The organism is Yersinia rohdei ATCC 43380 (assembly GCF_000173775.1).
GTDB lineage: Bacteria > Pseudomonadota > Gammaproteobacteria > Enterobacterales > Enterobacteriaceae > Yersinia > Yersinia rohdei.
Genome location: NZ_ACCD01000021.1, coordinates 1 through 19,297 on the forward strand (window position 1 = coordinate 1; position 19,297 = coordinate 19,297).

A 19,297-nucleotide genomic window follows, 5' to 3' on the forward strand; every position below is an offset into this window, starting at 1 on the left:
GGGGATTTTGGGCTTGCTCTAACAATCTATCCCACAACCCTAACACCAACACCTGATCCGGTGGAGAAAGCTCGCCGGCTTTGATGGCTTTGTCCAGACTGGCTTGCACTCGTGCGTGTAATTGCTCGGCGGTGGTTTCGCCGTGTTCTTCAGATTCTGCAACAGCTAATGTTAAATGGCCACGCAGGTAGCCACCGGCAAATAAATCGTCATCGCTGGCGTGCTCTACCATGTCATCAATTTGCGCCAAAATATGCGTTTCGAACTCTTCGATCATTACTCTTCCTATTTGTATTCATTGTTTATCCAACGTCATTGGCGTTGCAGGTTGCTGGCCAGCACCGGCCCCCACTGCGCTTACTCAGGTAAGTCATGCGGGCTATCAAATGCGGCTAACAAGGCTGCGGCTTCAAGTGCGAAGGATAGGTTTACACTAAATCTTCCGGGTAAGGGAAAAGTTCTGCTGCCAACGGCGGCGTATTGTAGAACGATTGCAGTGCTTGAATAAAGCCCGCAGGTCGTGGGGATAATCCGTTATCCAGGTTCCACAGCACTTGTTCACGAACTTTGCGTTGGAATGTTATGCGGTCGGGTTCGCAATCACCTTCCAAATTGTCGCAACTGACATTGAAAGGGAAACCCGCTGCCACGCAAAACATCCACTCCAAGGCCTGAGGTTTGATTTCTACTGCTTCAAACTGACTTTGAGTGAGTGCATCGCGCCCATCTGGGCAATACCAGTAGCCAAAATCCACTAGCTTGCGCCGCTCTTCTCCGGCGATACACCAGTGGGAGATTTCATGCATCCCGCTGGCATAATAGCCGTGCGCAAAAATCACCCGATGATAAGAAAACTGGTCATCGGCGGGCAGATAAATAGGTTCGTCATCACCTTTTACCAATTGCGTATTATATTCATCACTGAAACAGCCATTAAAAACACCGATTAACTGTTGATAATCATGAGTCATGCTTGAGTCCGTAAAAGCGGTATCAGCAACGATATTCTGTCTCATCGTTGCCCTAGATACCTAAAAATTATGCGAAAATATGTAATCCTAGCCAGGCGGAGATCTCGGTACCGTGGCTGTCGTACAGCAGCTTGCAGCTCATGACAAATGACACCACGACAATCATTGGACGAATTAATTTCTGCCCTTTGGTTAAGACCATATGGGCCCCCAGACGCGCGCCCAAAACTTGCCCTACCAGCATCACTAAGCCAATACTCCACACCACTTTGCCGCCAATAATAAAGAAAATCAGGCCGCCTACATTAGAGGTGAAATTGAGTACTTTGGCGTGAGCGGTGGATTTCGCCAGATTAAAACCGCACAGCGTCACAAAGGCCAGAGCATAGAAGGAACCGGCTCCGGGGCCAAAGAAACCGTCATAAAAGCCGACACCACCACCTGCAATCAAAGCAAATGGCACCGCCGATAAACGGCGCTGCTGGTCAACTTCACCAAGTTTGGGAGTCACCAGAAAATAGAGACCAATGCCAATCACCAGCAATGGCAATATTTGCCGCAAAATATCCGCCCGCATATGCTGAACCAAGATAGCGCCCAGCATCGACCCCACCATGGTGAGCGCAATGGTCAGCCGTTGCTCCTTGAGATTAACCGCACCTCGGCGGATAAAATACAGACTGGCAGAAAATGACCCGCCGACAGATTGCAGTTTATTCGTCGCCAAAGCCTGCGCTGGGGGTAACCCCACCGCCAGCAGCGCCGGGACGGTGAGAAGACCACCACCACCGGCAATGGAATCAATAAACCCGGCCAGTAATGCGACTAAAAATAATATCCCCAGCACCGCTGGGCCCAGAGCAAACCAATCCATGATTTATCTCGCAGCAAAATGGTTATCCAGCAAAGCCTGACAGGAAGGCGGCAATGGCGGCGGTAAGGTTTTACCCGGTTTAGCACTGGGTTGATGAGGTTGGAACCAGCTTTCTAATTCCGCACCACAACCATCTCCGGGCGGCGGGGTGTCTTGATCCAGACATTCCAAACTGTCTGCTGGGCAACGCAGCCGCACATGCATATGAGCACGATGACCAAACCACGGGCGCACTTTATGTAGCCAAGCGCGATCCGCACCGGCATCCAGACAAAGCTGCTTTTTAATCGCCGGATTGACGAAAATGCGTGTAACTTCGTTATCTTTAGCCGCCAGTTTAATTAGGCTTTCTACTTGTGGCTGCCACAATGCGGGCACCACTCGCTTGCCATCAACAGCAACCAAATCAATGGGTTGTGGCTTTAGCAGTTGTTGCTGGCTCCAGCGTTGCTGTGGCAGTTGTAGCCAAATATCCACATCCAATCCAGACTGATGGCTGGCATGCCCGCTACTAAAACGCCCGCCAGCGGGCATGGCCATATCACCAATCAATACCGTACCAAGTTGGTTTTTCTGAGATTTTTCACTGAGCCGATGAATAAAATTCAGTAAATCTGGGTGACCAAAATAGCGGCGCTGATCTGGGCGCATAACTTGATAATCTGCCGACTCAAGCGGCAAAGGCATCGCACCGATAACACAGCCATTGGCAAATCCACCAATTGACTGCGGCGAGCCCGCTACCGGGTGGGTGATTTGTTGCCATGGCGTCGCTGCCATTACCGGACTGATGGCCACCAGCGCCAACAGCCCCGCTATCCATTTTTTCATGATGCCTACCAGCGCGGAACGTCTGAAACCACATCACCGCACTGTGCACGCTGGCGCAGTAAGTGATCCATTAACACAATCGCCATCATTGCTTCCGCAATCGGCACGGCACGGATACCCACACAAGGGTCATGGCGGCCACGCGTTATCATCTCAACCGCTTCCCCTTGGCGGTTAATCGTGTGCCCCGGCACTGTAATACTGGAAGTGGGTTTCAACGCGATATGAGCCACAATCGGCTGCCCGCTGCTGATGCCACCAAGAATGCCGCCAGCATGATTACTTTGGAAACCTTGCGGAGTAATTTCATCACGATTTTCGCTGCCACGTTTAGTGACCACCGCAAAACCATCGCCGATTTCCACGCCTTTCACCGCATTAATACTCATCAGCGCATGGGCCAAATCCGCATCTAGCCGGTCAAATACTGGCTCGCCTAAACCAACCGGAACCTGATCGGCGACCACGGTAATTTTGGCACCAATAGAATCACCGGCTTTTTTCAGCTCACGCATCAAGGCGTCCAATGGTTCCAGCTTGCTGGCATCCGGGCAGAAGAAAGGGTTGGTTTCAACTAAATCCCAGTCAAGCAGTTCACAACTGACATCACCGATTTGCGCCAAATATCCACGGACTTTCACACCAAATTTCTGTGCCAGATATTTTTTGGCGATGGCACCAGCAGCTACCCGCATTGCGGTTTCACGCGCTGAAGAGCGGCCGCCCCCACGGTAATCACGGACACCGTATTTCTGTTCGTAGGTGTAATCAGCATGACCTGGGCGAAACACATCTTTAATATCGCTGTAATCTTGTGAGCGCTGGTCAGTGTTTTCAATCATCAGCCCGATGCTGGTGCCGGTAGTGACCCCTTCAAACACGCCAGATAAAATACGCACTTGATCCGGCTCACGGCGCTGAGTGGTATAGCGTGAGGTACCGGGACGGCGGCGATCGAGATCCTGTTGAATATCAGCTTCGGTGATGGGAATACCCGGAGGGACGCCATCAATAATACATCCCAAGGCAATACCGTGAGATTCACCAAAAGTGGTGACGCGGAAAAACTGCCCAATACTGTTGCCAGCCATCACGGCTCCTCTAAGTCATAAGTTCTCTGTCAGGCGAATACTAACCGCCTGACAATTTTAAAAATGAATGATTAATCACGATACGCACTAAAATGCGCTGCGCTGTCAATCAGTTGCTGTTTAGTCAGCATAAAGACGCCGTCACCGCCGTTGTCAAACTCCAGCCAGGTAAATGGCACATCTGGATATTGATCCATTAAATGCACCATGCTGTTACCCACTTCACAAATCAGCACCCCATCATCTTTCAAAAAGTCGGGAGCACAGGCCAGAATGCGGCGGGCCAATTTCAAGCCATCGGTACCTGCTGCCAGGCCAAGTTCAGGTTCGAAACGGAATTCCTGCGGTAAATCGTCCATATCTTCAGCGTCAACATAAGGAGGATTAGTGACAATCAGGTCGTATTTAATCGGCGGTAAATCACGGAATAGGTCAGAGCGAATCGGGGTAACTTGATGCTCCATACCGTGTTGCTGAATATTGTGCTCAGTGACCGCCAGCACGTCATTGGAGATATCGACAGCATCGACTTCAGCTTCCGGGAAGGCATAAGCACAAGCAATGGCAATGCAGCCGCTGCCGGTGCACATATCCAAAATATGTTCAGGTCGATGGCGAATCAGCCCGGCAAAGTTGTTATTAATCAACTCACCAATGGGCGAGCGTGGTACCAGCACGCGCTCATCAACATAATATTCCATACCGCAGAACCAGGCTTTATTGGTCAGATAAGCCACGGGAATACGCTCATTGACCCGACGAATAACCCGCTCAACAATACGATGGCGCTCACTGGAGGTAAGGCGCGCATTGCGCATATCTTCCGGAATATCTATCGGCAGAAATAGGCTTGGGAAAACCAATTGCACCGCTTCGTCCCACGGGTTATCAGTTCCGTGACCATAAAAAATATTGGCCGCGTTAAAACGGCTAACGGCCCAACGCAGCATATCCTGAATGGTGTGCAGCTCATTTACTGCTTCATCGACGAAAATCTTGTCCAAGGTACTCTCCAACGGGTGCATAAAATCATTATCTATGCCCTAGTTTGCCATGAAGCCCGCCACAAATCAGCAGCAATACATCAGTTGAATGATAACCAAATAATGAAACACACATTAAAGTGCTTAATCTCTGATGGACATTAGGTAAACTGGCAGAAATGAACAAATACAATGAATAGATGATGAAAAATAAATATCACCTGACAACTGATGAGTTACAGCTCTTTAAAGAGTCGATTGCTGGGGCAAAAAAACTTAAACAAGACACCATCCTGCACCGTGCGCCGCCCAAACTCGGCAAAAAAATTGCACCCGAGCGGTTGCTGCAAGAACAAGTTGATGCCAGTTATTATTTTTCTGATGAATTCCAGCCGCAATTGGATACCGATGGCCCAACACGCTATGTGCGCCCGGGTGTGGATCATTTTGAGGTGAAAAAATTGCGGCGTGGCGATTACTCACCCGATATGTTTTTGGATTTACACGGATTAACCCAGAAACAAGCCAAGCAAGAGTTGGGGGCGTTAATTGCGGCCTGCAAACGTGAGCATGTGCATTGCGCTTGCGTTATGCATGGTCATGGTAAACATGTTTTGAAACAGCAAACACCTTTGTGGCTGGCGCAGCATCCCGATGTGCTGGCATTCCATCAAGCCCCTAAAGAATGGGGTGGCACTGCGGCGCTATTAGTGTTGATTGAGTTAGAGCAATAGCGGGAAACAACCTGGTAATGATACATCGCGTGAATGATGGCAACCCACAGCTGTGCATCTTGAAAGATGATGGGAATAAAATGACAAAGGCGCGACAATTATGCCGCGCCTATTGAATCTTGGCTAATACTGTTCTTAGCCGTGGCAAGCCTTAGCTAAAAGCTGTGTCGGGCTAACCTGCCAGTCAAAAGTGCCTTTGCCCGTCTCGCCATTCAAATCCACACAAGCGATTGCCGAAGTAGCAAACATCGGTGGGCATTGCCCCGGACAAAGTTCAGCCACCAGATACCCGACCAGCGGCAAGTGCGAAATAACCAGCACCGCAGCACAATCTTCTTTTGCCAATGCTTGCAAATAACAGCTGACAAAAGCGGCATCCCCGCCTGGGGTTAATTCTGGCATGACTTCCTGCTGTGGTGGCAGTGTCATGACTTCGCGCACCACATCCAATGTTTGCCCCGCACGTAAATAAGGGCTAACAAGAATTTGATCAACATCCACTGACTGGTCGTTTAGCCAACTTGCTATCTGGCGTGATTCATCTCGACCGCACAGTGTTAGAGGCCTTAGCGCATCACTGGCGGCATCAAGTGCCGCGTCCCCATGACGCATAATGAAAACTTGCATATTGCACCGTTTTTGTTAACAAAATAACGCTATACAGAAACGCTTTGCGTGCTGTACCGCCGAAACCTTTGCTTGAGAGCAAAGAAACTTCATAACGATAACGCGCCGTCTCTCTATGGCGGCCGGGCATTTTGCCTGAAACTTAAGGTAAAGAAAATGACTGTTTTCCACACCGGGAATGCCGACAGCCAACCTTGAGTGGTTACAGAGTAACCATATCATCAGCTTAATCTAAACTTTATCACCTGTATAATAAATGGCTATTAATTCATTTTGGCACGAATAGTCACTTGCCGTGATTCTGATGTAAGGTAGCGCGGGTTGCCCCCTGTGTACAGCCACCTTAGCAGTTAGAATTGCAGGTGGTGATCCTGCTCACATCCCTATTCGTTAAGTATAGAATATTAGCCTACACCGGGCTGAGAATAAAATTGATAAAATACCTTACAAGTCATTAGCTTGCGTTGCTTTCACCTTGTTCTTCATTGACATAATTTTCCGCCGGATAAAACTGTTGTTGCTGCTTCGCCATGGTGACCAGCAAGGCGCAAGGTTCAAAACGCTCACCATACTGCTGTGCCAGCAAATTCAGTGTTTTCACCACTTTTTCAGCGCCAAGGCTGTCCATGTAGCGGAAAGGCCCGCCCAAGAATGGCGGAAAACCAATGCCAAACACTGCGCCAATATCCCCGTCACGCGGGTTACGAATGATAGACTCATCCAGACAGCGCGCAGCTTCGTTCAGCATCATCATGGTGCAACGCTGCGCTATCACTGCAGCCCCAAGATGGGCTTTGGCTGAAACGCCAAGCAAAGTATAAATGCTGGTATCAACTGCTTTGACCGGGTTCTTGTGCCACTTAAAGCCCGTATTTTTGCTCGGATAGAGATAAAAACCACGGCCATTTTTGCGCCCTTTTCGCCCATCTTTCAAGATGACATCAAATGAGGCCGGCGCTGCAAACCGTGGCCCTAATTGCTCTACCAGAATCGGCATAATCTTGGTACCCACATCAATACCCACTTCATCCAGCAAGGTAATTGGCCCCACTGGGAAGCCAAAATCGACCAGCGCTTTATCGATAGAATCGATAGCTTCCCCCTCCAGTAAACAGCGAGCGGCTTCATTGATATAAGGTGCAAGAATGCGGTTTACATAGAATCCAGCCTGATCAGCAACCACAATTGCTGTTTTCCCTTGTTTACGGGCCAAAGCGACTGTGGTGGCAATGGTTTCTTCGCTGGTTTTTGCATGGGGAATAACTTCCACCAGCGGCATTTTATCTACCGGACTGAAATAATGTAGACCAATAACGTTTTCTGGCCGCTGCGCTTGTGCCGCAATTTGGCTGATGGGCAGTGAAGATGTATTAGAGGCGAAAATAGTCTGCTCAGTACAGACGCGCTCTATATCTGCAACCATTTGTTGTTTTAGGGATAAATCTTCAAATACTGCTTCGACGACAATATCAATATTGGCAAAACCACGGTAATCCGTGCTACCCGAAATCAGCATCATTTGGCGCTGCCGCTCAGCCGGACGCAGCCTTTTACTGCGCACCCGCTTGCCTAGGGCATCCCACGTGTATTTCAGCGCCTGATTAATCCCTTGTGGATTGATATCTTTGATACGAACAGGTAAACCCGCGCGGGTGGCGGTGACATTGGCAATACCCCCCCCCATTAGCCCGCCACCTAACACTCCGACACGGTGAATAGCCCGCGGTTTTGCACTACCGCCAGTCTCTTTTTTCAATGATGTGGTAGCAAAAAATAAGCTGCGTAATGCCGCAGACTGCGGGGTCATGGCCAGTTCACCAAAAGCGCGAGCTTCAGCCTCATAACCTGCCGGGCCGCCGTGATCCAGCCCTTTGCGTACCACATCAATAATGCGCTCAGCCGCAGGATAATGGCCTTTGGTTTTCGCCAAGGTTTTTTTACGCACTATGCTAAACAATAATGCTTTACCGAGTGGGCCACTCAGCAGCCGCTCCTGCCACGGCAGCACCGGTTTATCCAGCCAACCGGCTTTTGCCCGGTTGATAGCCACGTCCAGCAAAATATCCTGCGGTACTGCGTCGTCTACCAACCCCATTTTAAGTGCCTGACGTGCGCGAATCTGTCTGCCGGTTAATATCATATCCAGCGCCTTACTGACCCCAATCAGTCGCGGCAGGCGCTGTGTCCCGCCTGACCCTGGCAGCAGGCCAAGTTGCACCTCAGGCAAGCCCAGCACGGTTTTATCATCCAGCGAACAAATTCGGCTATGGCAGGCCAGTGCTAACTCCAAACCGCCCCCCAAACAAGCACCATGAATAGCGGCCACCACCGGCACTGGAAATGCGGCGATTTGCGCCAAAATGGCTTGCCCTTTTTGCGCCAAAACGCGGGCCTCATGTGCCGTGTGGCAAGCATCAATCATGGTGATATCAGCACCCGCAATAAAAGAGTCTGGCTTACCGGAAATAATCACCAGCCCCTGTAATGGAGTCAAAGCTTGTGCTTGTTGCAATATTTCAGATATTTGTTCAGCAAATTCAGCCTTTAAGGTATTCACTTTATCACCCACAACATCAATGGTGATCACGCCGATATTGTCAGGCCGCATGCTGAGCGTAAATACCTCATGACCTGGAGCGGAGGTGCTTTCTCTTCCCGCCTCATCATTGCTATTAATGATAATTTCCTGACTCATTACTCCACCTCCAAAATCATAGCCGCTCCCAGGCCACCCGCCGCACAGGCGGTGGTTAAACCTAATCCCCCACCACGACGGCGTAATTCATTGAGTGTTTGGATAATCATGCGCGCCCCTGTGGCAGCAAAAGGGTGACCATAAGCAATAGAACCGCCTAATACGTTAAATTTACTCATATCAACTTCACCAACAGCTTGGTTTCGCCCCAATTTCTCACGCGCAAAGCTGTCGCTGGCCAACATCTTCAAGTTGGCTAATGTTTGTGCCGCAAATGCTTCGTGCATGTCTATCAGAGTCAAATCGGCCAATGTAATTCCGGCGCGATCCAGAGCCAATGGCGTGGCGTAGGCCGGGCCTAGCAGCATATCTTGCCAAACATCAATAGCAGAGAATGCAAAACTACGTAGGTAACCTAAGGGTGCCAACCCCAGCGCTTTGGCTTTTGACTCACTCATCATCATCAGCGCGGCGGCACCATCTGTCAGCGGCGTGCTGTTTGCCGCCGTGACACTGCCGTGTTTGCGGTCAAATGCTGGACGTAATTTGGCATATTGCGCCAGTGTGGAGTCTTTACGGATATTATTATCTTCGGTGATAGCATCACGATAAGGCGGGATATAACCCGTCATCACCTCATCTTGTAATAATCCCTGCTGCCAGGCTTGCGCTGCCATTTGATGAGACCGCAATGCTAACGCATCTTGATCTTCACGGCTGATACCATAGGTTTTTGCCATCTGCTCCGCAGTATCCCCCATGCGCAGGCCAGTTGAGTATTCGGCAACAGCGGGTGCTACCGGGAGCAAATCACGCAATTTTAACCGGCTGAATAACTTCAATCGCTGAGATAAAGTTCGTGCTTTATTCACATCAACCAAGGTTCGCGCCAGGGCTTTACTGACACCAATGGGCAACACTGAAGAGGAATCCGCCCCACCGGCAATAGCCACAGTGACTGAACCGGCAATAATACTTTCTGCAACATTGGCCACGGCTTGGAAACTGGTCGCGCACGCGCGCGAAACACTGTAGGCATCCGTATGCACACTCATGCCCGTCCCCAACACAATTTCACGGGCAATGTTGGGGGCTTCTGGCATTTGTACTACCTGACCAAATACCAGTTGATCGATTAGTTCAGGAGCAACGCCACTTCTGGCCAGCAATTCGCTGACCACAATTTTGCCCAAGTCTACAGCTGGCACGCCATGATAAGCCGTGGCCTGCTTAGCAAAGGGGGTTCGCAGGCCGCTGACTATTGCAATGCGATCGCCCTGACGCGTCACTAGCGGTAATGGCTTACTCATAAAGGCTCCTGATAATAAAGTGGCTTTATTAAAGCATAACAAATAACAGGTCTGACCTGATCTAATGATTGTTAACCAAACATTTACATTTGGTAAACCTATAGAGCAGGAAAGTGAGAGCGGGAGCAACTTTTAAGAATAAAAAAAGGGCGAAGAGATAAACCTAACAGTGGATTGCATACGAAAAGATAATAAATTAAAAAAATGGATTGGCAGGGGGAATGGTATGACAAGTAACGCGGAGCAAAAAACTCCGCGTCAGACTACTAACAAAGTTGACTCGCGGGGAAATGTGCCGCAGAGGCAGTTGCTGAGTCATGGGCCGGAGCGCCCATCAATTCAGCCGCCCAGACACACTTCAAGCGATAAGCGAGCTTTGTCATCAAACGGATGCTGAGGGGTGAATTAACGCAGGCCCAGCTGGAAAATCATGGTTTCGGCCTGACAAGAGAACGTGAAATCGATAGTTAAGCGCACACCACCTTCAATTTCTTCCAGTTTATGTTCTATCAAGCAAGGCTCTGACTCAACTGCGCGTGCTTTTTCAGTCAATGTTTTCAGCATAGCTTCAGCGGCCGCGCGGTTTTCGAATACACAGCTGTAGGATGCAGTGCAGTCCGTATTGTCCATTACAGTACCAACATCTACACAGCAGCAAGCCGCAGTTTCTTCAGCACTACAACGATTAATTGCATCTGACATCTTCAACTCTCCTCAACGGATATTTCAAAATAGGTGCACATTGCCTGGTGGGTAGTACCAATAACAATGAGCACAAAAATAACACACGGCGTAAAAATATTTTCTCTGTCGCTATTTTACTCTTGTCGGTCACTGGGGACTAGAACTTACTGTTTATAGGCCTATTAAGTGATGAGAATCACACTAAAATTGTTTGTTCTCTCATCAATAATGTATCAATTGATATTAAATTGTGAGTTTTTTGTTAACTAAGTCTATTTTTTGCAATCATTTTCATACAAATCTCAAAACATCCTTGCAACATTGCCACAGGTCAGACCTATACTTCAGCCACTGGTCTGCTTTGTCTGACCGACGACGACCCCTACAATCCCGCATTCTCTTGTTACGGTATGTAACATTAATTACAATAATGAGGTTTTGGTCATGAACCAGAAAAACCTGTTTACCCGATCAGCTCTGGCAGCTGCAGTAGCCATAATTTCCTCTAACGTTTCTGCGGCCGGCTTCCAACTGAATGAATATTCAGCCGCTGCATTGGGCCGCTCTTTCTCTGGTGAAGGTGCTGTTGCCGACAATGCTGCTGTTGGCAGCCGTAACCCGGCCGCAATGACTATGTTCGACCGCCCTTCTTTCTCTGGTGGTTTCGTCTATGTAGATCCAAGTGTTGATATCAGCGGCACATCTCCTCTTTCGGGCAGAAGTACCAGTGCCAAGGACATCGCGCCTTCAGCATGGATCCCGAATATCCATTTTATTATGCCGCTGAATGAACAGTGGGCAATTGGTGCCTCCGGTACTTCAAACTACGGTTTGGCTACCGAGTTTAATGATGACTATATTGCAGGCTCTTTGGGTGGTGAGACTGACCTGAAGACCTTTAACATGAACCTGAGCACGGCTTACCGTTTGAATGAAAACTTCAGTTTCGGTCTGGGCTTCAATGCAGTCTATGCCGATGCGAAAATCATACGCCATATCGGTGAAGCTGGCCGTGGGGTGATCCCAGCCAATACTGAAGTGACCCGGATGGAAGGCAAAGAGTGGGGCTATGGCTGGAATGCCGGGGTTCTATATGAAGTGGATAAAGAAAACCGTTACAGCTTCACCTACCGCTCAAAAGTAAAAATCGATTTTGATGGTGACTTCAGCAGCCAATTACCACCACCACGTGGCACTGGCGGCGCGGTTATTCCGGGTGCATTAACCCTGAACCTGCCGGAAGTCTGGGAAGTGTCGGGCTATAATCGCGTGGCACCGCAATGGGCGATTCACTACAGCATGGCCTACACTAGTTGGAGTCAATTCAAAGAGTTGAAAGCCACCGGTACTAGCGGCCAAACCCTGTTCGAGAAGCAAGAAGGTTTCCACGATGCCTATCGCATCGCCCTGGGTACCACCTATTATTATGATGAAAACTGGACATTCCGTACCGGTATCGCCTTCGATGATAGCCCGGTTCCAGCCGACAACCGCACCATTTCTATCCCAGACCAAGACCGTTTCTGGATAAGTGCCGGTACCACTTACGCCTTCAATAAAGATGCCTCTGTTGATATCGGTATTTCCTACATGCACGGCCAGAACGTGCATATTACCGAAAAAACACCTGCGGCATTGGGCAACACCACCTATGAGTTTGACTCTAAAGGTAAAGCAATGCTGTATGGCGTGAACTTCAACTACGCCTTCTAATCGCCAGCATTGGCAATCAACTGATACAAAAAAGCGCCGAAAGGCGCTTTTTATTGGTTCTTCATTTAGGCTGCTATTTATCAGTTGGCTGAGTCGATACTCTCCAGATCACCTTGAATAGCTTGAGCATTAGGGTTCTGTTCCGGTTTTAACTGCCCGCCATTGGCCAGGAAATCATAACGCTGGAAGTAGGCTTCGCGCACCATCAGATATGGATCTGATGAGTTACGCAGCAAACCATCTGAATCGAGCAGTTGCGCACGAGTTTCAACCCCTTCAAGCATCCATTTACCTGCCGACATCCAGAAAGTCAGGTAACTCAGCACCGGATAAACATAATCAACCGCATCACCACCATCCTCACGAATAGTGAAGCTGCCGTAACCCGGCAAGACCACATAGGGGCCATAGCCCACATTATAATGACCTAAAGTGCTACCAAAACGATGCGGAACCTGTTTTGCCAGTTTCGGGTTCGCCATACTGGCGACGTCAATTAAGCCGCCCATTCCCAAAATGGTGTTTAGGAAGAAGCGGTTAAAGTGCTTCATGGCATTGTACGGGTCACCAACCAGGAAGCTGTTTATCATACTGGCCGGCTCTTCAAGATTGCTCAAGAAGTTGCTTGTCCCGTTACGGGCAGGTTGCGGTACGTAATCACGCCACACCACAGCAACCGGACGCACAATATAAGGATCAAGAACCTCATAGTTAAAATTGAACATTGCCCGGTTAAAACCTTCCAGTGGATCTGAGCGGCCCTGCTCCATTTGATCCGGCGAGCTACTGGCGCACCCCACTAATAACACGGTTGCGAAAGCCAGCCCCATCAGGCGGTAGTTCATGTTTTTCTCCCTGAAATTCTTTCCAGCCCCTTATATTTAAGGGATCTGCTGGTTTATCTGAATATTAATTGTTTGAGGCTGCCCTTTCCCATCAAAGTCTTGTACGCCACTTTCACCAAACCAGTCATCCGGCTGCGCATTGGCTGTGCCATCAAGTGAAATACGCGCACGCACTTTCACCCGAGACAAAGAAGAAAGCAAGCGCTCCGGCATCATGGCATCACTGTCATTCAGTGTTACTGAGAGCGGGAACCGGCTCAACGCCAGCTGTTTTACAGCAACAGGTATTGGGTTTTCCCCATCAGTGACCGAGATAATCAGCATTCCCTGTTGGGGTAACTTCTTTGCAGCGTCAGGAGATAATGAAACCTCTATTCCTAGTGTAGTTGTTTCCTGCCCTGCCTGTGATTTCGCCTGCGCAATACTGCGTTTTATTACTTCTGTCCGAGAATCACCCGCTGGCAGCAATTTTAGCATAACTTCCCACGCGCCAATCGCTTGTTTAAAATCGCCCTGCTCAAAAGCATTAAAAGCTAATAAACTCATGGCACGCAAGTTGGTGTGATCCTGCCCAACCATAGTGCGCAGCATCTGTGTTGCCAGCTGATTATCTTGCGGATCATTAGAGCGAGTCAGCACTTCGGCATATCCCAGTCTGACCTCGTTGTTGTCTGGTGCCAGTTGGTAAGCCTTAGCAAAAGCTTGCGTCGCGGTGGTGGCATTATTCAGTGCCATACCGATGCGGCCTAACATCATCCAGTCATTAATATTACCGGCATCATGCTGCAAAGAAGTACGCAGCCCCAATCCCAAACGGGCAACTTCCTCCATAGATAAAGGCTCAGCCCGCTCATTGGCAACACGGGCGCGCAATTGTGGCATTTGTGCTTCAACCTGATTCCACGCCTGCACTTGGGACAAACCACCGGTTTTCAGATATAGCCCCACCGCTACCACCACTAAAACCACCCCCCCCGGTAACAGCACCCAGCGGTTGATTGGGCTGGCCGCAGTAGACGAGTGCTGCGGGATATCTGTCAGCAGATTTTGTTGCAGTTCCTGAATCAATTCAGGTTGTTGTTCCACCACGCCCTGCGCTTCATCTTCAGCCAGTTCAGATAACCGGTCTTGATAGATGGCTTTATTCAGCGCATCCCGGGTGGTGGCCGTTGAATTCGTCTCTTTTCGCATCGCCGGAATGACCAACAAGGCACCCGCGCCCCCCAGCAACAGAATCACTATCAGCCAAAAAGCCATTATGGTTGTTTCCTGTTAGTCTTTTTTTGTTGGCTAGCCGAGGTGTCAACCTGCTTGGTTTGCTCCTCCGGGGCCAGTAAGTGGTGTAATCGTTGTTGTTCCTGCGCCGACAGTGGCGCGTCTTTTACCACTCGCCGCCGAGCGCGTAACACCACGATTACCCCGCCAACCACAACAAATAATGCCGGCCCGACCCACAAAATCAGTGTTGCCGCAGTGACCGGCGGCTCATAAGTGACAAAGTTGCCATAGCGGGCCACCATATAATCAATAATTTGTTGTTTGGATTTGCCCTGCTGTTGCAGTTCATAGACTTTGCCGCGCATATCGGCGGCAATAATGGCATTGGAGTCCGCGATGCTATTATTTTGACATTTAGGGCAGCGCAGTTGCTCGGTTAACTCACGATACTGCTGCTCTTGTTCCACCGAATTAAAGGTATAGGTATCAATAGAGGCGAACACGCCCCAGCTCAACATCATGCCAAGTACCAAGCTGAATAATCTCATGCGCCCCCTTGATACTTCTTATACAGCGGCAGAATTTCTTGCTGCCAAACACGATCATTAAGATCACCCGCATGGCGGTAACGAATAATACCCTGACCATCAATCAAGAAGGTTTCCGGCGCGCCATAAACCCCTAAATCCAGCCCCAGCATGCCATCGCCGTCATACAAACTCAGGGCATAAGGATTGCCCAGGGAATTGAGCCACTGTACCGCTTTGGTGCGGTCATCTTTGTAATTCAGCCCCACCACCCGGATGCCCTGCGCCGCCAACGTATTCAGATATTGATGTTCAGCCCGACACGTTGGGCACCAGGTTGCCCACACATTGAGCAGCATCGGCTGACCATCATGTAAAACTGCTTGATCAAAGATTTTCCCCGGTTGCTCAAGGGATTCCAGTGTAAAGGCTGGCACGGGTTTGCCAATCAAGGCGGACTCCAGCATGGTGGGGTCATCGCCATTAGCATTGCGGGTCAGTTGCACTAAAAAGGCGATAACCAGCAACAAAAACAGCACCAGCGGAATAAACATCAGCTTATTAAATGAAGATTGAGATTTCATTATTCAGTCTCTCTGGCCGCGCCGCGTTTTAGCTTTTTACTCATCCGGTAACGCGGGTCAAACATACAGAAAATACCGCCAATGGCCATAAACACACCGCCATACCAGATCCAGCGGACGAAAGGTTTGTAATACAAACGCACCGCCCAAGAGCCATCATCCAATTCTTCGCCCAAGGCCGCATAAAGGTCACGGGTCAGACCACCATCAATGGCGGCTTCGGTCATCATTGAGCGGGCAACTGCGTAATAACGTTTTTCTGCATGTAAGGTGGCTTCCGGTTTGCCATTGCGGGTGACATCAATAATGCCGACACCGCCGGTATAATTTGGCCCTTTAACATCATGAACATCGCGGAATACGAAGTGATAATCGTGGATATCAATGCTATCACCGGCCTTCATGCGCACATCGCGTTCCACACTGTAATTCTGGCTAAAAGCAATACCAATCACAGTGACCGCCACGCCAAGATGCCCCAGCACCATGCCCCAATGGCTGCGGGACAGGTGCCGCAGCCCCTGCCAGAAACCATAGCGATGAGTCGCGCGCTCGTGCAATTCCATTAATGTCAGGATAATCACCCAGATGGACATCATCAGCCCGACCACGGTCATACCGGCGATGCTGTCTTGCAGCAACCAGGGCACGATTATCGACAACAGCAAAGTGGCGACCAGCGCCACAGCCAAACGTTTCCACAGCTTACTTGGCTCATCACGACGCCAACGCACCAGCGGCCCGATGCCCATTAACAATGCCATCGGTGCCATTAGCCAGGTAAACATTGTATTAAAGAAAGGTTCGCCAATAGAAATGCTGCCCAGCCCCAATTGCTTGTGTACCAAGGGCAACAAGGTGCCCAATAACACCACCAGCATGGCCGCAATCAGCAATACATTATTGCCGAGCAAGAAGGTTTCGCGCGAGAACACCTCATGCTGAGTACGGCTGCGCACCTGTGCGCCTTTCACCGCATACAGCAGCAAGGAGCCGCCGATGACCACCACCAGATAAGCCAAAATAAACATGCCGCGCGCGGGATCAGAGGCAAAGGAATGCACCGAAACCAACACCCCGGAGCGCACCAGGAAGGTGCCCATCAAACATAAAGAAAAGGCGGTGATAGCCAGCAAAACTGTCCAGGCTTTGAATGTGCCGCGTTTTTCAGTTACTGCCAGTGAATGAATCAGTGCCGTTCCTGCCAACCAAGGCATAAAGGAGGCATTTTCCACCGGATCCCAGAACCACCAACCGCCCCAGCCGAGTTCATAGTAAGCCCATGCCGAACCGAGCACTATTCCCAAGGTCAAAAATACCCATGCGGCTTGTGTCCACGGCCGCGACCAACGCGCCCAAGCACTGTCGAGCCGACCGGCCATTAAAGAGGCAATGGCAAAAGCAAAAGCCACCGAGAAGCCAACATAACCCATATACAGTAAAGGGGGATGGAAAATCAGCCCAACATCTTGCAGCAGTGGGTTCAAATCATTGCCATCAATAGGGAAGTCCGGCAAGGTGCGATTAAATGGATTCGAGGTCAGAATAATAAACAGCAGGAAGCCGCCAGTAATCATCCCCAACACCGATAACACGCGGGCGACCGCATCGTCTGGCATCGAACGGCTAAACAGGGCGACCGCCAGTGACCAACCACTGAGCAATAAAACCCATAGCAGCAGCGACCCTTCGTGCGCCCCCCAACTCGCGGCAATCCGGTAATACACCGGCAAATGCGAATTCGAGTTTGCCGCCACATAAGAGACGGTAAAATCATTCGTCACAAATGCAGATATAAGGCATATAAATGACAGCGCGATAGTGGCAAACATACCGTAGGTCAATGGCCGACCTGTTGCCATCATGCGGGTATCTTGACGCGCGGCCCCCCATTGCGGATACAAACTCAGCAATAATGAGATACCCAGCGCCAGACATAATAAGAAACTACCGATTTCCGGCATCATGAGGCATTGCCCCCGCTATTTGCATTGCTGTAGGACTCTGCTGGCCGGGTATGATTTTCTTTCATCGCTTCCTGGACTTCCGGTGGTGTGTATTTCTCATCATGTTTTGCCAATACTTCTTTCGCATTAATAACATTACCTGAAGCAAATACCCCTTGCGCCACCACCCCCTGCCCCTCGCGGAACAAGTCTGGCAGGATACCGGTATAGGTCACAGTGACAGCGCCGCGCGCATCGTAAACCTGGAAACTCATCTCTAAAGTTTTATCGTCTCGTTTCACCGAGCCCGGCATGACCATGCCGCCAATGCGCAGTCGCTGGCCGATTTCCGGTTTTTCATGGCGCTCACCTTTGCCCTGCAAAATTTCACCTGGGGTATAAAACAAATCAATATTGGAGCGCAACGCATACAGCACCAGAGTGGAGGTCAGTCCGATGCCAATCAACACCACTATGGCCAGATAGAGCCGGCTTTTTCTACGTGGATTCACGGTTGTTTCTCCTGCGGGTGGGCGGCATTTTTCGCTCGAGCTAACTGGGACTTATTTGCCTGCTGAATGCGCTTCTCTCGTGCCTCACGGCGTTGAATATCCGCTAGTAATTGTTGGTGCTGCCACCGCGTCTGCAACCACAGACCCAGCAGAGATAATAAGGTTGCGGCGACCGCCAGCCAGATATAAAAACCATATCCGCCCATCGCAAAAAATGCCGCCCAAGAGTTAAACGCCGGATTCATACACGGGGCTCCTTACGCAATAAAACCGCCACCCAAGGGCGATGGCGCTCTTGCTGTAAAATCAGATTGCGCAGGCGCATTAATGTCAGAGTAATAAAGAAGAAGAGATAGCCAAAAATCGCCCAGCGCAATGGGGATCGCATACTCGGATCAATACTTTGCTGCATGTTGGTCGAACCTTGATGCAAGGTATTCCACCACACCACGGAGAAATGAATAATGGGAATATTAACAACACCGACCAAGACCAAAATACCGGCAGCACGTCCGGCCAGTTTGCGATCGTCGAAGGCGTTATACAGGGCAATAACCCCCAGATAGAGGAATAGCAGCACTAACTCAGAGGTCAACCGCGCATCCCAAATCCACCAAGTTCCCCACATGGGTTTACCCCAGGCAGAACCTGTGACTAATGCAATGAAGGTGAACACCGCGCCCACTGGGGCCATCGCCGCCACGACGTTATCAGACATTTTCATTTGCCAAACCAAACCGACAAACGCCGCAATCGCCATCGACATATAAATGCCCATCGACCAGATTGCTGCTGGCACATGCAAATACATGATACGGAAACTATTACCTTGCTGATAATCCGCCGGGGCAAAACCAAATCCCCACCCCCAGCCGACGATAAGACAAATAATTGCCCCAATGCCCAGCCACGGAATAAATCGGCCACATAACTGATAGAGCCGTTCGGGTTTAGCCAATTGATGAAACCATTTCCACATTGTTCATTGCTCACATTGAAATTGGACTGGCATCGCCACGTGGGAAATACCGGTGCAGGATACGGCGCGCAATCTGCTGTGACTTTCGTTGGCTACCGCGCTTAAGCTGCTGAAAATTTGTACTTTTTAAACTACTAGTTTCTTGTTATGTACATCTGGGTTACCAACAACCT

20 protein-coding genes are annotated in these 19,297 nt (G+C 49.9%); 2 read left to right on the forward strand and 18 right to left on the reverse strand.

What is annotated here, in order from left to right; genetic code table 11:
• The 6 genes from YROHD0001_RS05360 to prmB all read right to left on the reverse strand — a co-directional run.
• Positions 1-277, reverse strand: a 277-nt coding sequence (locus YROHD0001_RS05360; RefSeq protein WP_004715608.1) for a YfcL family protein, incomplete at its 3' end; no start/stop codon positions are given.
• Between the two features lie 151 nt (positions 278-428).
• Complete coding sequence (locus YROHD0001_RS05355; RefSeq protein ID WP_004715609.1) at positions 429-971, reverse strand: elongation factor P hydroxylase; 543 nt, start codon at positions 969-971, stop codon at positions 429-431.
• Between the two features lie 67 nt (positions 972-1,038).
• A complete protein-coding gene (locus YROHD0001_RS05350; protein WP_004715610.1) occupies positions 1,039-1,845 on the reverse strand; it encodes a sulfite exporter TauE/SafE family protein in 807 nt (268 codons plus the stop codon).
• 3 nt (positions 1,846-1,848) lie between these two features.
• The gene (gene mepA, locus YROHD0001_RS05345) at positions 1,849-2,676 is read right to left on the reverse strand and encodes a penicillin-insensitive murein endopeptidase (RefSeq protein ID WP_004715611.1); all 828 of its coding nucleotides are present in this window, start codon (positions 2,674-2,676) and stop codon (positions 1,849-1,851) included.
• Positions 2,677-2,681: 5 nt separating this feature from the next.
• On the reverse strand, positions 2,682-3,767 hold the full coding sequence (gene aroC, locus YROHD0001_RS05340) for a chorismate synthase (RefSeq protein WP_004715612.1): 1,086 nt from the start codon (positions 3,765-3,767) through the stop codon (positions 2,682-2,684).
• A gap of 71 nt (positions 3,768-3,838) precedes the next feature.
• Positions 3,839-4,771: a 50S ribosomal protein L3 N(5)-glutamine methyltransferase gene (gene prmB, locus YROHD0001_RS05335; protein ID WP_004715613.1), complete on the reverse strand. Its 933-nt coding sequence runs from the start codon at positions 4,769-4,771 to the stop codon at positions 3,839-3,841.
• Between the two features lie 182 nt (positions 4,772-4,953).
• On the opposite strand from prmB, the gene smrB reads away from it, so the two are divergent.
• On the forward strand, positions 4,954-5,484 hold the full coding sequence (smrB, locus tag YROHD0001_RS05330) for an endonuclease SmrB (protein ID WP_032817382.1): 531 nt from the start codon (positions 4,954-4,956) through the stop codon (positions 5,482-5,484).
• A 135-nt stretch (positions 5,485-5,619) separates the two neighbouring features.
• Here smrB and sixA read toward each other — a convergent pair whose 3' ends face one another.
• The 4 genes from sixA to YROHD0001_RS05315 form a co-directional block, all read right to left on the reverse strand.
• Positions 5,620-6,111 carry a phosphohistidine phosphatase SixA gene (gene sixA, locus YROHD0001_RS05325; protein ID WP_004715616.1) on the reverse strand — a complete coding sequence of 164 codons (492 nt, stop codon included), beginning with the start codon at positions 6,109-6,111 and terminating at the stop codon, positions 5,620-5,622.
• A gap of 454 nt (positions 6,112-6,565) precedes the next feature.
• Positions 6,566-8,806 carry a fatty acid oxidation complex subunit alpha FadJ gene (fadJ, locus tag YROHD0001_RS05320; RefSeq protein ID WP_004715617.1) on the reverse strand — a complete coding sequence of 747 codons (2,241 nt, stop codon included), beginning with the start codon at positions 8,804-8,806 and terminating at the stop codon, positions 6,566-6,568.
• A complete protein-coding gene (gene fadI, locus YROHD0001_RS0118290; RefSeq protein ID WP_032817384.1) occupies positions 8,806-10,116 on the reverse strand; it encodes an acetyl-CoA C-acyltransferase FadI in 1,311 nt (436 codons plus the stop codon). The genes fadJ and fadI overlap by 1 nt, the downstream gene beginning before the upstream one ends.
• A gap of 405 nt (positions 10,117-10,521) precedes the next feature.
• Positions 10,522-10,818, reverse strand: a complete 297-nt coding sequence (locus YROHD0001_RS05315) for a YfcZ/YiiS family protein (protein ID WP_004715618.1) — start codon at positions 10,816-10,818, stop codon at positions 10,522-10,524.
• Between the two features lie 426 nt (positions 10,819-11,244).
• Between YROHD0001_RS05315 and fadL the strand changes: the two genes are divergently transcribed.
• Positions 11,245-12,513, forward strand: a complete 1,269-nt coding sequence (fadL, locus tag YROHD0001_RS05310; protein WP_004715619.1) for a long-chain fatty acid transporter FadL — start codon at positions 11,245-11,247, stop codon at positions 12,511-12,513.
• An 80-nt stretch (positions 12,514-12,593) separates the two neighbouring features.
• Here the strand turns inward: fadL and mlaA are convergent, their stop codons facing one another.
• From mlaA to YROHD0001_RS05285, 8 genes are read right to left on the reverse strand one after another with little or no spacing between them, the layout of a single operon-like run.
• Entirely contained in the window at positions 12,594-13,358 is a 765-nt protein-coding gene (mlaA, locus tag YROHD0001_RS05305; protein ID WP_004715620.1) for a phospholipid-binding lipoprotein MlaA, read from the reverse strand.
• A gap of 36 nt (positions 13,359-13,394) precedes the next feature.
• Positions 13,395-14,615 carry a c-type cytochrome biogenesis protein CcmI gene (ccmI, locus tag YROHD0001_RS05300; protein WP_004715621.1) on the reverse strand — a complete coding sequence of 407 codons (1,221 nt, stop codon included), beginning with the start codon at positions 14,613-14,615 and terminating at the stop codon, positions 13,395-13,397.
• Entirely contained in the window at positions 14,615-15,124 is a 510-nt protein-coding gene (locus YROHD0001_RS0118295; RefSeq protein WP_032817385.1) for a cytochrome c-type biogenesis protein, read from the reverse strand. The genes ccmI and YROHD0001_RS0118295 overlap by 1 nt, the downstream gene beginning before the upstream one ends.
• Positions 15,121-15,687, reverse strand: a complete 567-nt coding sequence (locus YROHD0001_RS0118300) for a DsbE family thiol:disulfide interchange protein (RefSeq protein WP_032817386.1) — start codon at positions 15,685-15,687, stop codon at positions 15,121-15,123. Before YROHD0001_RS0118300 ends, YROHD0001_RS0118295 begins: the two co-directional genes overlap by 4 nt.
• Positions 15,687-17,654 (reverse strand): heme lyase CcmF/NrfE family subunit, encoded by a 1,968-nt coding sequence (locus tag YROHD0001_RS05295; protein WP_032817388.1) that lies wholly within the window; start codon positions 17,652-17,654, stop codon positions 15,687-15,689. Before YROHD0001_RS05295 ends, YROHD0001_RS0118300 begins: the two co-directional genes overlap by 1 nt.
• Positions 17,651-18,145 (reverse strand): cytochrome c maturation protein CcmE, encoded by a 495-nt coding sequence (gene ccmE, locus YROHD0001_RS0118305; RefSeq protein ID WP_032817389.1) that lies wholly within the window; start codon positions 18,143-18,145, stop codon positions 17,651-17,653. The genes YROHD0001_RS05295 and ccmE overlap by 4 nt, the downstream gene beginning before the upstream one ends.
• The gene (gene ccmD, locus YROHD0001_RS05290) at positions 18,142-18,390 is read right to left on the reverse strand and encodes a heme exporter protein CcmD (protein WP_032817390.1); all 249 of its coding nucleotides are present in this window, start codon (positions 18,388-18,390) and stop codon (positions 18,142-18,144) included. Before ccmD ends, ccmE begins: the two co-directional genes overlap by 4 nt.
• Positions 18,387-19,124, reverse strand: a complete 738-nt coding sequence (locus tag YROHD0001_RS05285; RefSeq protein ID WP_004715624.1) for a heme ABC transporter permease — start codon at positions 19,122-19,124, stop codon at positions 18,387-18,389. The genes ccmD and YROHD0001_RS05285 overlap by 4 nt, the downstream gene beginning before the upstream one ends.
• Positions 19,125-19,297: the final 173 nt, after the last annotated feature.